This is a genomic window from Methylotenera versatilis 79 (genome assembly GCF_000384375.1).
GTDB lineage: Bacteria > Pseudomonadota > Gammaproteobacteria > Burkholderiales > Methylophilaceae > Methylotenera_A > Methylotenera_A versatilis_B.
On record NZ_ARVX01000001.1, the window covers coordinates 462,962 to 478,661 of the forward strand.

Annotated in this window: 19 protein-coding genes; 7 read left to right on the plus strand and 12 right to left on the minus strand. The window is 40.0% G+C overall.

Annotated features, from left to right (window positions below; genetic code table 11):
* The first annotated feature begins 20 nt into the window (after positions 1 to 20).
* On the plus strand, positions 21 to 377 hold the full coding sequence (locus tag METVE_RS0102325; RefSeq protein WP_232415362.1) for a hypothetical protein: 357 nt from the start codon (positions 21 to 23) through the stop codon (positions 375 to 377).
* Between the two features lie 40 nt (positions 378 to 417).
* On the opposite strand, the gene gor is transcribed toward METVE_RS0102325, so the two are convergent.
* From gor to METVE_RS0102350, 4 genes are all read right to left on the minus strand, one after another.
* Positions 418 to 1,797, minus strand: coding sequence for a glutathione-disulfide reductase (gene gor, locus METVE_RS0102330; RefSeq protein ID WP_020166840.1), 1,380 nt, complete (start codon positions 1,795 to 1,797; stop codon positions 418 to 420).
* Positions 1,798 to 1,936: 139 nt separating this feature from the next.
* On the minus strand, positions 1,937 to 2,455 hold the full coding sequence (locus METVE_RS0102335; RefSeq protein ID WP_020166841.1) for a peroxiredoxin: 519 nt from the start codon (positions 2,453 to 2,455) through the stop codon (positions 1,937 to 1,939).
* Positions 2,456 to 2,748: 293 nt separating this feature from the next.
* Positions 2,749 to 3,423: a RadC family protein gene (radC, locus tag METVE_RS0102345; protein WP_020166844.1), complete on the minus strand. Its 675-nt coding sequence runs from the start codon at positions 3,421 to 3,423 to the stop codon at positions 2,749 to 2,751.
* 61 nt (positions 3,424 to 3,484) lie between these two features.
* Complete coding sequence (locus METVE_RS0102350; protein ID WP_026361977.1) at positions 3,485 to 4,273, minus strand: hypothetical protein; 789 nt, start codon at positions 4,271 to 4,273, stop codon at positions 3,485 to 3,487.
* A gap of 98 nt (positions 4,274 to 4,371) precedes the next feature.
* Here METVE_RS0102350 and coaBC point away from each other — a divergent pair, with 98 nt between their 5' ends.
* The 5 genes from coaBC (at position 4,372) to rpmG (ending at position 9,069) form a co-directional block, all read left to right on the plus strand.
* On the plus strand, positions 4,372 to 5,574 hold the full coding sequence (coaBC, locus tag METVE_RS0102355; protein ID WP_020166846.1) for a bifunctional phosphopantothenoylcysteine decarboxylase/phosphopantothenate--cysteine ligase CoaBC: 1,203 nt from the start codon (positions 4,372 to 4,374) through the stop codon (positions 5,572 to 5,574).
* Between the two features lie 110 nt (positions 5,575 to 5,684).
* Entirely contained in the window at positions 5,685 to 7,850 is a 2,166-nt protein-coding gene (locus METVE_RS0102360; protein ID WP_020166847.1) for a TonB-dependent receptor family protein, read from the plus strand.
* 186 nt (positions 7,851 to 8,036) lie between these two features.
* Positions 8,037 to 8,489, plus strand: coding sequence for a dUTP diphosphatase (dut, locus tag METVE_RS0102365; protein ID WP_020166848.1), 453 nt, complete (start codon positions 8,037 to 8,039; stop codon positions 8,487 to 8,489).
* Between the two features lie 174 nt (positions 8,490 to 8,663).
* Positions 8,664 to 8,900, plus strand: a complete 237-nt coding sequence (rpmB, locus tag METVE_RS0102370; RefSeq protein WP_020166849.1) for a 50S ribosomal protein L28 — start codon at positions 8,664 to 8,666, stop codon at positions 8,898 to 8,900.
* 13 nt (positions 8,901 to 8,913) lie between these two features.
* Positions 8,914 to 9,069: a 50S ribosomal protein L33 gene (gene rpmG / locus METVE_RS0102375; protein ID WP_020166850.1), complete on the plus strand. Its 156-nt coding sequence runs from the start codon at positions 8,914 to 8,916 to the stop codon at positions 9,067 to 9,069.
* Positions 9,070 to 9,183: 114 nt separating this feature from the next.
* Here rpmG and METVE_RS0102380 read toward each other — a convergent pair whose 3' ends face one another.
* The gene (locus METVE_RS0102380) at positions 9,184 to 10,434 is read right to left on the minus strand and encodes a mechanosensitive ion channel family protein (protein WP_020166851.1); all 1,251 of its coding nucleotides are present in this window, start codon (positions 10,432 to 10,434) and stop codon (positions 9,184 to 9,186) included.
* Positions 10,435 to 10,492: 58 nt separating this feature from the next.
* Positions 10,493 to 11,941 carry a magnesium transporter gene (gene mgtE / locus METVE_RS0102385; protein WP_020166852.1) on the minus strand — a complete coding sequence of 483 codons (1,449 nt, stop codon included), beginning with the start codon at positions 11,939 to 11,941 and terminating at the stop codon, positions 10,493 to 10,495.
* A 160-nt stretch (positions 11,942 to 12,101) separates the two neighbouring features.
* Here mgtE and METVE_RS0102390 point away from each other — a divergent pair, with 160 nt between their 5' ends.
* Positions 12,102 to 12,323, plus strand: coding sequence for a glutaredoxin family protein (locus METVE_RS0102390; RefSeq protein ID WP_020166853.1), 222 nt, complete (start codon positions 12,102 to 12,104; stop codon positions 12,321 to 12,323).
* Between the two features lie 84 nt (positions 12,324 to 12,407).
* Here the strand turns inward: METVE_RS0102390 and rplQ are convergent, their stop codons facing one another.
* The 6 genes from rplQ to rpmJ form a co-directional block, all read right to left on the minus strand.
* Positions 12,408 to 12,797, minus strand: coding sequence for a 50S ribosomal protein L17 (gene rplQ / locus METVE_RS0102395; protein ID WP_020166854.1), 390 nt, complete (start codon positions 12,795 to 12,797; stop codon positions 12,408 to 12,410).
* A gap of 42 nt (positions 12,798 to 12,839) precedes the next feature.
* Positions 12,840 to 13,826, minus strand: a complete 987-nt coding sequence (locus tag METVE_RS0102400; protein ID WP_020166855.1) for a DNA-directed RNA polymerase subunit alpha — start codon at positions 13,824 to 13,826, stop codon at positions 12,840 to 12,842.
* Positions 13,827 to 13,885: 59 nt separating this feature from the next.
* Positions 13,886 to 14,515: a 30S ribosomal protein S4 gene (gene rpsD / locus METVE_RS0102405; protein WP_020166856.1), complete on the minus strand. Its 630-nt coding sequence runs from the start codon at positions 14,513 to 14,515 to the stop codon at positions 13,886 to 13,888.
* A 59-nt stretch (positions 14,516 to 14,574) separates the two neighbouring features.
* Positions 14,575 to 14,964: a 30S ribosomal protein S11 gene (gene rpsK / locus METVE_RS0102410; protein WP_020166857.1), complete on the minus strand. Its 390-nt coding sequence runs from the start codon at positions 14,962 to 14,964 to the stop codon at positions 14,575 to 14,577.
* A 62-nt stretch (positions 14,965 to 15,026) separates the two neighbouring features.
* Entirely contained in the window at positions 15,027 to 15,389 is a 363-nt protein-coding gene (gene rpsM, locus METVE_RS0102415; protein ID WP_020166858.1) for a 30S ribosomal protein S13, read from the minus strand.
* 124 nt (positions 15,390 to 15,513) lie between these two features.
* Entirely contained in the window at positions 15,514 to 15,627 is a 114-nt protein-coding gene (gene rpmJ, locus METVE_RS12670) for a 50S ribosomal protein L36 (RefSeq protein WP_013147060.1), read from the minus strand.
* Positions 15,628 to 15,700 lie beyond the last annotated feature (73 nt).

Genomic DNA, 15,700 nt, shown 5'->3' on the forward strand with positions numbered 1-15,700 from the left:
ACAAATGTATGGGAAAAATCATGTTTAAACATCACTTAAAACACGCTATATATTTAACCAATACTGCCAAATTGGCTAAAATTTTAGCGGTTGGGATTTGTTTAAGCACGATGAATGTTTATGCCGATGACGCCCATCCGGATATTGAGGCACAAACGACCAGTAGTGAAAGTGTGATTTTGCACGCCAATGGAAAGTGGGAGTTCGTGAATACGCAAAAAGCAGCCCAAGCCAAAGAAATTGCTATCAAGCTTGACCCTGCTGCTAATTGTCCACCAGGCAGCCAAGGCACTTTTTTTGGCTTTGGCCGCTGCATTTTGCCTGGCGATAAAGATTATCAAACAGGTTCGCGCAGCGGCAAAGGTTTTGGTAACTAATTTTCGTTAATAGTTAACGGTTTATTTAGGCCAGTATTTACTAAAATGACACTGCAGGTTTACGCATTGTCACAAACTCTTCAGCCGCAGTCGGGTGTATGCCGATAGTGCTATCGAATACTGCTTTTGTTGCACCTGCACGAATCGCTACAGAAAAACCTTGAATAATCTCACCTGCATCTGGCCCTACCATATGCATACCAACGACTTTATCTGTACTGCGCACCACTACCATTTTCATGAGTGTGCGCTCGCTGCTACCTGATAATGTATTTTTCATTGGCTTAAAATCAGCTTTGTAAATATCAATATCCGCTGGATATTTTGCCAAAGCTTGCGCCTCGGTTAGACCAACAGTACCAATACTAGGCTGGCTGAATACAGCGGTTGGAATATTATCGTAATCCACTTTTTTATCGTGTGCCGCATACAGCTTGTTCACTAAAGCCATACCTTCAGATGTCGCCACCGGTGTTAAATTCACGCGATTGGTCACATCGCCCAGTGCATAGATAGACGGCACATTGGTTTGATAGTCAGCATTCACTTTAATCGCACCCACTGCATCCAGCGTCACACCTAATGCCTCAAGTCCTATATTTTTACTATTAGGCACACGACCAGTAGCGTACATGACCAACTCAGCCGCGACGGTTTCACCATTTGTGGTGTGTACACTTAAACCTTCGCAATCCAAATTAATCTTGTCTACGCTGGTGTTAAACATAAACTTGATGCCTTTTTTGGTCATCTCTGCGATTAAGAAGTCGCGAATATCCTCATCAAAACCGCGCAATACTTTAGCACCACGCTCAAAAATCGTTACATCCACGCCCAAGCCATGCAAAATACCAGCAAATTCCACGGCAATATACCCGCCGCCAACAATCACCATTTGTTTAGGCAACACAGGTAAATTAAAAATCTCATTTGAAGTAACAATATGTTCTTTGCCTTCAACTTCTGGTACGAATGGCCAGCCACCAGTAGCGACTAAAATACGTTCTGCCGTATATGTGTTATCGCCTACTTTTACAGTATGCGCGCCTACCAATGTCGCGCGACCATTTAGCACAAACACTTGGCTGTCACGTAACAATTTATCGTAAACGCTTTGTAAGCGATTGATTTCTTTATCTTTACTGGCCACTAAATTTGACCAAGTAAATGCAGAGTCGCCTACTTTCCAGCCAAAACCAGCCGCCGCAGCAAAACTCTCAGAGAATTGTGATGCATACACGTACAATTTTTTAGGTACGCAACCCACATTCACACAAGTACCGCCAAAATAGCGGTCTTCTGCAATCGCGACTTTTGCGCCCAAGCCAGCTGCCATGCGTGCCGCACGTACGCCGCCAGAGCCTGCGCCTATTACAAATAGATCATAATCGTATTGAGTTGTTGGAGTGTATGTAGACAATTTATTTCTCTTTAATATGCTAATTAATATAGTCGTGCTAAGTTAATTTTAAGATTTTCTTGCTTTGATATTCAACAAAAAGTGTTTTAAACAAAAAAGGGCGATGCACATCACATCGCCCTTTTTAATGCGAATGTGCTTATTTTTTCAAATAATTCAACATCGTGTCTGCATCAGAAACTTCAAATGGATCATCACCAAAATCATCAGATTTACCAGCTTCAGCGAAAACTTGTTTCACTTCGCCGTCTACTACTAATGCTGAATAGCGCCATGAACGGTCACCGAAACCAAGGTTGTTTTTCTTCACTAACATATTCATGCCACGTGTGAAATCACCGTTACCATCTGGCAACATTTTCACGTTTTTAACGCCAAGGTTTTTACCCCATTGAAACATCACAAAGGCGTCATTCACGCTTACGCAGTAAATATCATCAACACCAGCCGCTTTAAATTCAGCAAATTTAGCTTCATAGCCTGGTAAATGTGTGCTTGAACAAGTTGGTGTAAACGCACCTGGAAGCGCAACAATCACCACTTTTTTGCCTTTAAAAATGTCGTCAGATGTTACATCTTGCCAACGGAATGGGTTCTCGCCGCCAATGCTCTCATCGCGAACACGGGTTTTAAAAGTTACGTTTGGTACTCTTGCCATGATTATTTCCTTTTCACTGATTAAAAAAATACGCTGTATAAAAACAGCCTGTCAAAACATTTATTCCGTTGCTTTTGACCTTGAACAACATCATACACAGATTACAGTTAACATTAAATTTAATTGTATTTATTTATTTGATAAATTTTACTTATCAAATAAATAATTTAAGCAACCGTAAAGATGCTTTAACGAAATGATGTTTTGATGAAATTTTAATAAAAACTCCCAACATTTTCATCTCCATTCTCTACAGGTATTCTTAAATATTCTAAACCTCAAAATCTTAAGTCTCAAAGCAATCCGCGCTCTACAAAAGACATAGTGTGATTTCCCGCCACAATAAAATGATCCAATACTTTTACATCCACCAACGCTAAAGCCTGTTTAAGTTGTTTGGTGATCAACTCATCAGCCTGACTTTGTTTCGCGATGCCATAAGGATGATTGTGCGCAAAAATAACACCCGCGGCATTATGATGCATCGCACGTTTCACTACTTCGCGCGGGTAAACGCTGGTTTCTGTCAGCGTGCCGCTAAACATCTGTTCACTGGCCTGTAAACGATTTTGTGCATCTAAAAACAATACTAAAAATACTTCTTTATTCAGATTACCTAGTTTTAACACTAAATAATCATGTACTTGTTTTGGCGATTCGAACACATCTTTTTGTTGCAACTGCTCGGTTAATGCGCGGCGGCTCATTTCAAATATCGCTTGTAATTGCACATATTTACTAGCGCCAATGCCATGCACTTGGCTTAATTCAGATTCACTTGCACTGAATATTCCATTCAAACTGCCAAATTGCGTAAGCAAATCGCGCGCTAAATCCACCGCACTTTTGCCCACTACTCCTACACGTAAAAAAATCGCCAGTAACTCAGCATCTGACAACGCTTCTGCGCCCAGTTCAACCAATTTTTCACGCGGCCGTTCTGCCGCAGGCCAATCTCTTATTGCCATATAGAGCCTATCATTATTATTCTCCCGATGATTTTTATTGCGTTATTTATTGTGATGACTTTTACTTTGCAGGTCTTAACCATCCTATTTCTTGCGCAGTTTTATGTCCAATCACTGTCTGCGCAAGGCTTGCTGAAATTTCAGCGCGCGACTCACTTAACGGTATTCGCCCGCCCATTAGTTCGGCAAAGTCTTGTGGATAAAGCGGCCGTTTATCCGGCTCTGCGAATCCATCGGGGAAAATCGGTAGTGTGGTTTGTAAATCATATTTATCGGTAGCAGTAAGCGTGTGCAACAATTCATGTGACAAAATAACTAAATTTTTCTTAGCATATTTTGCATCGCCAAACAGGTTAACTCGGCCGATACGCCCTTTATTCAGCGCAGTTGAATGGCTTAATACCGGATGAGTTTTGGGATTATGGTAAAGTAAATAAAGTTTAATATCAGGCTTAACAGACATTTTAGGGCTATTTTTCCAAGCGAAATACCTGAACTTCAAGCTCCAGATAATCGTCTCTAACAAGCTATTATTTTTTGGCGGCGCAGCTGGAATCTCATGTACTACGTCACCTAATTGCACCTCAATTGGCCGACGCAGTCCAAGATCGTAGCGCGCAGATTGTTCCGCAAAATATGCAGCGACTGGCTCAAAATCATCGCGTGTTAACGTACTGATGTAAGTGTTTACTTCCTTAGCCGTCTCGCTATCTTCAGCATCTGCGTTAATTGGATAAACCGCAACATAGAGATTATCTTTCCAATCTAAATCCGCTTTATCCAACCATATTTGCTGAATAGCTGTACCCAAAACAATCAGCAAAATAAAGATTCTAAGACTTTTCCACATAACGCTCTCGTTGTTGGTTTTTTGCCAGTTTATCAGCATTAACTTGGCAAATAGTTGCGCGCATCGCAATTGCTTAGGCTTTGATATAAAATCACAGCATGAGTGCAAATAAAAAACCAATATTACGTAAACTTGTTTTAGGCATAACAGGCGGCATCGCTGCTTATAAGGCTGCAGAGTTGGTGCGATTGTTAGTGAAATCAGACATTGATGTGCAAGTGGTAATGACGGAAGCGGCTTGCCAATTTATTACGCCAGTTACTATGCAAGCGCTATCTGGCAAACCTGTTTTTACGGGCATGTGGGATAGCAGCGTTAATAACGGCATGCCACATATTGAATTAAGTCGCGAAGCAGATGCGATTTTAATTGCACCTGCCAGTGCCGATTTTCTAGCAAAACTGGTGCATGGTCGTGCGGATGATTTATTGTCTACTTTATGTTTGGCAAGAGATTGCCCGCTTTTAGTTGCACCTGCGATGAATAAACAAATGTGGGAAAACCCCGCCACGCAACGCAATATCACCCAATTAATCACTGATGGCATCACTATTTTAGGACCTGATTCAGGCGAACAAGCGTGTGGCGAAATAGGCTTGGGCCGTATGTTAGAAGCCGAGAATCTATTAGAGGCATTAACCACATATTTCACCCCAAAATTATTTGCTGACAAACGCATATTAATTACGGCAGGCGCTACGCTTGAAATGATCGACCCTGTGCGCGCCATCACTAATTTAAGTAGTGGGAAAATGGGCTACGCTTTGGCAAAAACCGCAACAGATATGGGTGCAATTGTGACGTTAATCAGTGGCGCAACCGCAATTAACGCGCCTGAAAATGTAACGAATATTCGCGCAACCAGTGCCGATGCCATGTATCAAGCTGTTATGCAAAATATTTCTACACAGGATATTTTTATCAGCGTTGCCGCCGTTGCTGATTACACGCCAGTGGATACGCTTGCGCAAAAAATCAAGAAAACTGATTATTTAACTGAGAAACCACTGAGTTTGAATCTAAAGAAAACTAAAGATATTTTGGCAGATGTTGCCAGTTTACCAAGCCCTCCATTTTGCGTGGGTTTTGCGGCAGAAAGTGAACACTTAATTGAATACGCTAGCCAAAAACGTATTGCCAAAAAACTGCCATTGATCGTGGCGAACGAGGTGATAAGCGCATTAGGCAGCGATGATAATCAAGTGACATTAATTGATGAAAAAGGCATTCACCCATTGCCGCGCGCGCATAAAACTGAAGTTGCAAAACGCATTTTGATGCACATATCTAGTTTGTTGTAAAAAACGTCTAAAAACCCACAATCTTAATCAAAAATCATGAAAATGCTGATGCATATTATCGGCATTTGTATTTATGATGCAGCTTTACTTTTTCCTGTTAAGAATCAATTATGTCTGTACGCCACGCCTATCTTAATACTCGCCTCAAATTCAAACTTATTCCGCTAGCCATATTGTCTGCATTTAGTTATTCACCAACCAGTTTTGCGGAAGATGAGTCGAAAAAAGTCATTCAACTTGCCCCCATAGTGGTAACTGGTACACGTGTCGAACAAAACAGTTTTGATTTGCCGATTGCGATTGATGTAGTCGATCAAGAAGATATTCAAGCTGGCCAATTACAAATGACGCTATCTGAAAGTTTAATTCGCATTCCAGGCATCACTGCACAAAACCGTACACAGTCTGCGCAAGACCCACAAATCTCAAGCCGCGGTTTTGGCTCACGCTCAAGCTTTGGCGTGCGTGGCGTACGCGTTTATGTAGACGGCATTCCATTAACCATGCCAGATGGTCAAGGTCAGCCTGGCGTTGTAGATTTATCTGCAATCAAAAGTATAGAGGTCATGCGCGGGCCATTTTCTGCACTTTACGGCAATTCGTCTGGCGGTGTAATCCAACTATTTACAGAAGATGCACCTAAAACACCAGAAATCGGCGCAACCGTTATGTTTGGTAGTTACGATACAAAGCGTCAGTCATTAGAAGCTGCAGGCAAAGCAGATGGCGTAGAGTATTTACTCAACTTTTCTAACTTTGAAAGCGATGGTTATCGTGACAATAGCGAAAGTAATAAACAACAAGCCACTGCAAAATTCAAATTTAACATCAGTGACGTTACAAAAATCACCACTCTTATTAACTGGTTTGATCAAGAAGCACAAGATCCACTAGGCCTTGATAGAGCAAGAGCATTTAATAGCAACACGCGTGATTCCGTAGTACCTGCTGTAGATTTTGCTAACACCAGCGTTAAAAGAGATCACACACAAATTGGATTCAATATAGAACATGCATTTAACGAAAACAATAAGATTACTTTTACGCCTTACGTAGGCAACCGAAATAATGCACAAATTTTAACAACTACAGCAAATGCTACCACTCGCGCAACCACCAGTGCGCGCCTGAGTGAAATTGAACGAGAGTTTTATGGCATGGATGCTCGCTGGGATAACAAAGGCTCACTTGGTGCGATGCCATATAATATTAGCTTGGGTCTTACCTACGGAAAACAAACTGATGACCGTTTAGATACTAATACTCTCAGTCTTGGTAACCCTGTTAATCAGCTAAATCGTAGAGAAGAGAATATTGCTAGTAATTTTGATCAATACATTCAAGGTAAATTAGGCATTACAGACAAAATAGACATTCATGCGGGCGCACGACGCACTAAAGTAAAGCTTGAGGTTGACGATGATCTTGCCCTTAATGGAGATAATAGCGGTACTGTTGAGTATCAAAAAACGACGCCTGTCATTGGCGCTATATGGAAAGTTACCCCTACGTTTAATCTGTATACAAACTTTGGTAAAGGTTTTGAAACGCCCACTTTTGTTGAAGCCGCATTTGATAACGTAAGTAACAATGTTGCAAGCAAACCAAATTTGGCACTAAAACCATCAGAAAGTAATAATTATGAAGTGGGGGCAAAAGCCATTATTGCTGACAACACACTTGTCAATTTAGCTTTATTTAAAACCACCACAAATGATGAAATCGTTACTGCATTGACCAATGCTGGTCGCTCGTCTTTTACAAATGCCAGCAAAACAGCGCGTAAAGGCATTGAGCTATCAATCGACTCTTCATTTGCTAATGATATTGGCACTTATTTTTCTTACACTTTATTAGATGCAGAGTTTAAAGATAATTTCTCATACACAACCATCGCAAATAATGTAACCACAACTCGCACTGTTTTAGCAGGAAACAAAATTCCAGGTACTTATCGCAGCCAAATTTATGGTGAAATTAGTTGGAAATATCAGCCATTAGGCTTTAGCACCGCCATTGAAGGCCGTTACAACAGTAAAGTATATGTTAATGATTTGAATGCCGACACTGCCAACTCTTACGCGATCTTCAACGTACGTGCAGGATTTAAACAAAACTTAGAGCACTGGAGTTTTGCAGAATATATTCGTGTAGAAAACATATTTGATAAAGAATATATTGGTTCTGTAAGAGTAAATGATGGCAACAATCTATTCTTTGAACCAGCGGCAGATAGAAACTATTTATTAGGGCTAAGTGCCAGCTATAAATTCTAGTAGTTTAATTAAATGAGATAATGCACGAATAAAAACCAGCTTTTAGCTGGTTTTTACTTTTTAAGCACTGGGTTTAATCATTAATAAATGCTTATCTGAAATCACATCAGCTCAATCTGCCTCGCCTAGTGATTTTAATCATCATTTAGTGTTTAATATGACCTTTAATCATCACTTCAGATTGCCATGTCCATTTCAGTCGATTTAAAAATTTTAGATAACCGCCTGCATCATATGATGCCAAGTTACGCTACGCAAGGTTCTGCAGGGCTTGATTTGCGTGCGTGCATTGAACACACGCAAACTATTCAGCCCAATGAAACAGTGATGATTCCTACTGGCATGGCGATTCATATCGATAACACTTATTACGCCGCGTTAATTTTGCCGCGCTCTGGGCTTGGCCACAAACACGGCATTGTTTTGGGTAACTTGGTAGGGTTAATCGATTCAGATTACCAAGGTCAATTGCTAGTTTCCTGTTGGAACCGCGGTAAAGAGGCGTTTATTTTGAATCCGATGGAACGTATCGCGCAATTAGTCATTGTGCCGGTAGTGCAGGCAGAGTTTCATGTGGTGGATGAATTTACAGAAAGTGATCGCGGCGAAGGCGGCTTCGGCAGTACAGGCAAGCACTAAACGTGCGCAAATTCAGAATGTCCGAACATTAAAATACAAGTTTAAATTATTAAGTAGTTAAATAAATAAAAACAGACATTTAGCTTGAATAAATTTAGGCTTTCATACTATAATTGCGGTCTTTCTAAAAAAGCACAGCATTTAAGGCTAAATGCCTTGTTTAAAGGGTTTATTATGGCACGTGTATGTATGGTAACTGGCAAAAAGCCAATGGTGGGCAACAATGTTTCTCACGCACAAAACAAAACAAAACGTCGTTTTTTACCAAATTTACAAAATCGTAAATTTTGGGTTGAATCAGAGAATCGCTGGGTAAGTATGCGCATTACTAATGCTGCATTGCGCACAATTGATAAAAACGGTATTGATTCTGTGTTAGCCAAATTACGCGCTAACGGCGAAAAAATCTAAAAGGTAGAACAAAATGCGCGAAAAAATTAAATTAGAGTCAAGTGCTGGTACAGGTCATTTCTATACCACTACAAAAAACAAACGTACTATGCCAGAAAAAATGGAAATCAAAAAATTTGATCCAGTAGTACGTAAACATGTGATTTACAAAGAAACAAAACTTAAATAATAGAATTAATTAATGCTGAATAGCGTTAGTTAATCAATAAAAAACCCGCAAATGCGGGTTTTTTATTGTGTATCGTTTATGTATTTTTTAATACTAAGCATTTTAAATGCCGAATTACTCAACTTTAATATCTGCCGGTTTCACAAAACGAATTGCATGAAGCTTAGAGGCTTTCCAAACATCCAAATACAAAGCAGATTGCAAGCTGCTAGCGCCTTTTTCAGGATCGGCTATCCAAACGGTTAATACAAGCTCTGCACCTTGCTCGCCAAACCCTCTTATGAATGCAACGGGGGCAGGCATTTCCAACACACGTGAGTGTTTTAATGCAATCTCACGTGTTAACTGAACAGCCAATTCAATGGGAGAGTCATAGCTGATGGTAAAGTTAATCTGTACACGCCCCTTGTGCTCCATCAATGAATGATTCACCACCGCAGTAGTAATTAATGTCTCATTGGGAATAATGACATTTGTGCCATCCAGCTTGTTCAATACCATATAACGCGAACGCAAATCGTGCACGACACCATAATGCTTATCTACAGCAATCACATCACCAATTTGCATAGATTTATCTAATAAAATAATAAATCCGCTGACATAGTTACTGGCGATTTTTTGTAAGCCAAAACCCAAACCAACGCCCAGCGCACCACCAAAAACGGATAGCAAAGTAATATCTAAACCGACAGCTGATAATGCAATCAATATGGCGACAAATAACAATACAATGCGAATCAGCTTGGTTAATACCACGCGCATATTCATATTCACTTGCTCAGCGCGCATCAATTTATTTTCAAACAGACGGCTAATCCACAAAGCAATAAAAATAGTAATGACAATTGTAAATAGGCCTTGAATAATCAACAGTAAATTAACTGGATTCTTACCTATACTAAACTGGACACTTGCTAGACTATCCATGATTTGTGGTAATAGGCCGGTTAAATGTAAAGCCAACAAACCCCATATTGTCCACGCAGCAACGTTTTCTAAGGTTTTAAGCCAGGCACCCGTAAATATATAACGCATAAAATACACAATTAATCGAATGGCTGCCATTGCCAAGAAAAGCCGGTTAGCCAGTTTCAATAAACCGATATGCTGCCAATGTTCCAGTATGAGTTGCCCGACTAAAATGAGAATTAAACTGGTGAGTGGAAAAAGTACACGATTAATACTGCCTATCGCTATTTTCCAATGTAGCGGCGCATGTTCCATTACGTACTTGCGCAACATGCCATTGATTCCGTGCGCGATTGCAACGGCGGCCATAATAATCGCCAATTGCCACAGCACTACTGATGTAGATAAGTCTGCTTGTATTTCTTGCCAGATAAGGAAAATTTCGTTATTCATATTGATTGTTGATATTCGTTATTAACACTGTGTTAAGTCAGTTTATATAACAAAAAGTTTATATTAAGAAAATAGTGGCCAAGCCTAAAAAGATAAAAAAGCCGCCACTATCGGTCATCGCTGTGATTAATACGCTTGAGCCTACTGCAGGATCGCGCCCAAACCTGTTCATCACCAATGGAATCGTTACACCCATTATTGCGGCTAATAACATGTTAAGTGTCATTGCGGACATCATGACCATGCCTAATTGATAATTTCCATACAATACATATGCGATCAAACCAAGCACACTACCCCAAAATAAACCATTTAGCAGCGCAACGCCAAGTTCTTTTTTAATCAGCGACTGCATATTATGTGAAGCGATTTGCCCTAGCGCTAAACCGCGCACAATCATTGTGGTGGTTTGGTTACCAGAGTTGCCTCCTATACCTGCAACGATTGGCATTAATGCCGCCAGTGCAACTATTTTCTCAATGGAGTTTTCAAATAAGCCAATCACGCGAGAAGCAATCAAGGCGGTGATTAAATTAATAGCTAACCAAGCCCAACGGTTTTGCACGGATTTCCATACGGATGCGAAAAAGTCTTCCTCTTCGCGTAAACCTGCCATAGATAACATATCAGAATCAGATTCTTCACGAATATAATCCATCACGGCATCGACCGTAATACGGCCAACTAACTTATTATTACGGTCAACGACCGGCGCCGTCACCAAGTCGTAACGTTCAAACGCGCTGGCCGCTTCATCCGCAACATCTTCTGGATGAAACACGACCGCATCTGCAATCATCACATCCGCAACGATGTCATCTAAATCATTCACCACCAAGGTTTTAAGCGGCAGTACACCGAGCAAAATATCATGTCTATCCACAATGAAGATTTTATCGGTATGGTCAGGCAAACTAGCTAAGCGACGTAAATAGCGTAATGCGACTTCTAGAGTAATATCCTCACGAATCGTCACAATATCAAAATCCATTAATGCGCCAACCGCAGCATCAGGATAAGAAAGTGCAGACTGCAAACGTTCACGATTTTGCGAATCCAAACTATCCATCAAGTCTTGCAACACATCTTTTGGCAGATCAGGTGCTAAATCGGCCAGTTCATCTGTGTCTAATTGTTCAGCTGCAGCTAAAAGCTCATCTGAATCCATGTCTGCAATCAGACTTTGCCTGACTGAATCAGACACTTCTAATAAGATGTCACCATCACGCTCGGCTTTTACTAACTCCCAAACTTTTAAACGCTCATCCAGTGGCAACGCTTCTAAAATATAAGCAACGTCAGCCGGATGTAAGGCATCTAATTTTTTTTGTAACTCGCTGACATTTTGTTTATGGACCAGTTGTTCGACGAGATCATGTTTTGGCATATCTTGTTTATGCACAAGGCTTTCCAATAGCTTGTGTTTATCAAGCAGCGTAATCACTTGCTTCAGACTCTCGCCTAAGCTTTCTTTGGAAGTTTCTTTTATTTCATTTTTATTTGTCATGCAAAACCTTACAACCGATTACCAACATTAAACGTTATTATGATTTATTTTATCTGGCGATAGTCTTTTAATCCGATATTTAATCGAAAATTAACACTTATAATAAGCTTGAATTTGTTCACATGAAAATTTGTAGTGTTAATCAAAAAACTTTATTTATATGCTTTATTTGTATAGCACATCTCATTGCCATTTATGCGAACTAGCGCAAACGTTGCTTACAGAGCTAAATGTTGAAACAGTTAATATCGTTGAAATCGCGGATGACGATCAACTATTATTGGAGTATGGAATACGTATTCCTGTATTAAAACGCGAAGATACAAAAGCAGAATTAGACTGGCCTTTTAATTCAGCAGATATTGCATTATTTTTGCGTTAACTCATAAACGTAAATAATATGAACCGTTCGCATAACAAAAAAGCCAGCATAATGCTGGCTTTTTTGGTGTTAACTTAACCGAATTTATTCTGCAGAAACTGCTTCAGTCGTTGTATCTGGACGATCAACTAATTCTACTAAAGCCATTGGTGCATTGTCGCCATTACGGAAACCGCATTTAAGGATGCGTAAATAACCGCCATTACGTGCATTGTACCGTGGGCCAAGTTCGCCAAACAATTTACCAACGATATCACGGTCACGTAAGCGACTAAAAGCCAAACGACGGTTTGCTAAAGTTGCATCTTTACCCAATGTAATCAATGGCTCTGCATATTTACGCAACTCTTTTGCTTTTGGCAAAGTTGTTCTGATGATTTCGTGACGTAACAAAGACACTGACATGTTGCGAAACATCGCCGCACGATGGCTGCTGGTACGATTTAATTTACGATTGCTATTACCGTGACGCATAGTAATTCCTTAAGTTTCTTTAAATATTAAGCGTAAGCTTAATTACGCTTTTTCTAGACCAACTGGCGGCCAGTTTTCTAATTTCATGCCTAATGTTAAGCCTTTAGTTGCCAATACATCTTTAATTTCATTTAAAGATTTGCGACCCAAATTAGGTGCTTTTAATAGTTCATTTTCGCTACGTTGAATCAAATCACCAATGTAGAAAATATTTTCCGCTTTTAAGCAATTTGCAGAACGTACTGTTAATTCCAAATCATCTACTGGACGCAATAGAATCGGATCAACTTGTGGTGCAGATTTCACTTCAACTTCGTTAGGCGAACCTTCTAAGTTAGCAAATACTGACAACTGACCGATTAAGATACGCGCAGCATCACGAATCGCTTGTTCTGGCTCAATCACACCGTTTGTTTCAACATCCATGACTAATTTGTCTAAGTCAGTACGTTGTTCAACACGCGCACTCTCAACTTGATAGCTCACTTTATTGATTGGGCTAAAAGACGCATCAACCATGATGAAACCTAATACACGGTCTTCTTCATCATTTTTTTGACGTGCTGGAACAGGTTGATAACCACGACCCATTTCAATTTTTACTTCCAAATTCAGTTTGCCACCTTTTGTTAAGTGTGCAATCACGTGATTTGGGTTTACAATTTCCGCATCATGGCCAGTATCAAAATCGCCAGCAGTCACTACACCTTCAGTAGACTTGTTAAGCGTTAAAATAGCTTCTGATTTATTGTTTAACTTTAGTGCCACACCTTTAAGGTTTAGCAAAATATCGACTACATCTTCTTGTACGCCATCGATAGTTGAATATTCATGGACTACGCCATCAATTTTCACTTCAGTGATAGCAAAGCCAGGAATAGATGACAATAAAACACGGCGTAATGCGTTACCTAATGTATAACCAAAACCGCGCTCCATAGGCTCAAGCGTGACGCGAGCGCGTAATGGTGTAATCACTTCTACATCAACTACGCGTGGCTTTAAATATTCAGTTGGGTTGTTTTGCATAAAATTCCTTGACGTTATTGGGTGAGTAAGTTTTAACTAAGTAATTAATTAGGCATTAATTACTTAGAATACAACTCAACGACCAATGATTCGTTAATGGTTGAAGGCAAATCATCACGTTGTGGTTTAGATTTAAATGTGCCTGTAAAAGCTTTAACATCCACTTCTAACCATGCTGGGAAACCACGTTGTTCAGCCGCTTCTAAAGCACCTTTAATACGCAATTGCGCTTTTGAAGCATCAGCTACAGAAACTACATCACCCGCTTTTACTTGGTATGACGGAATATTCACACGCTTACCATTCACTAAAATGCTGTTGTGACGCACAACTTGACGCGCTTCAGTACGTGAACCACCCAAACCCATACGGAAAGCAACGTTATCTAAACGACATTCCAATAATTGCAATAAGTTTTCACCAGTAATACCTTTTTGGCGATCAGCTTCTGCATAGTATTTACGGAATTGACCTTCAAGCACGCCATAAATACGACGTACTTTTTGTTTTTCACGCAATTGCACACCGTAATCTGACAAACGTGAGTTACGACGTTGACCATGTTGTCCTGGTGGGAAGTTGCGTTTTTCAATTGCGCATTTATCTGTAAAGCATTTTTCAGCTTTTAAGAATAATTTCTCACCTTCACGGCGGCACTGACGGCATTTAGGGTCTAAGTTTCTAGCCAAAGTAATTCTCCTGTAATCTTTTTTCGCTTAAATACGACGAAATTTATATGCTGCGTAATTTAAATTCTACGTTTTTTAGGCGGACGGCAACCGTTGTGTGGCACTGGCGTCACATCGGTAATGCTGGTAATTTTAAAACCAGCAGCATTAAGTGCACGTACTGCAGATTCACGACCTGGGCCAGGACCTTTAATGCGCACTTCTAAATTTTTAACACCAGACTCTTGTGCTGATTTACCAGCAACCTCTGCAGCAACTTGTGCAGCAAATGGCGTACTTTTACGTGAGCCTTTAAAACCTTGACCGCCTGAAGTTGCCCATGAAAGCGCATTACCTTGACGATCAGTAATTGTAATAATTGTGTTGTTAAATGAAGCGTGCACGTGAGCAATGCCCTCAGCAATATTCTTTTTAACTTTTTTTCTTACGCGTACATTAGCTTTTGCCATGTTGTACAGTCCTTACCTATAAGTCTTACTTAAATCGAATCTTAATAAAATTAAACAACTAATTATTTAGCTTGTTTAATTGCTTTAACTGGGCCTTTACGCGTACGCGCATTGGTTTTGGTGCGCTGACCACGAACTGGCAAGCCACGACGGTGACGTACACCACGGTAACAACCTAAGTCCATCAAGCGCTTGATATTCATAGATACTTCACGACGCAAATCGCCTTCTACTTTTACTTTAGCAACTTCATCACGCAGCTTTTCTACATCAGCATCGTTCAGATCTTTGATCTTAGTACTGACTAAAACGCCAGCAGCTGCACAAATTTTTTGCGCTGTATTTCTACCAATACCAAAAATCGCTGTTAATGCGATTTCTGCATGTTTGTTATTCGGGATATTAACCCCAGCAATACGAGCCATACTTTAACTCCAAAACAAATCGCAACTTGTAGCGACCAAAAATAAAAAGCCTTAAATTTTAACAGCTTGTACTTGTTTTTTCAATCTTTAAAAACTGACTAAATACATAGCTGCACTAAACAATTTAACCTTGACGTTGTTTATGACGTGGATCCGTACAAATAATACGTACCACACCACGACGACGAACAACTTTACAATTGCGGCACAATGCTTTTACTGATGCACGAACTCTCATAATTAACCTCTACACTACTTAATTTTCAAATATCTTACTTTTAAATCTACTTAACCTTCGATATAACTCATAT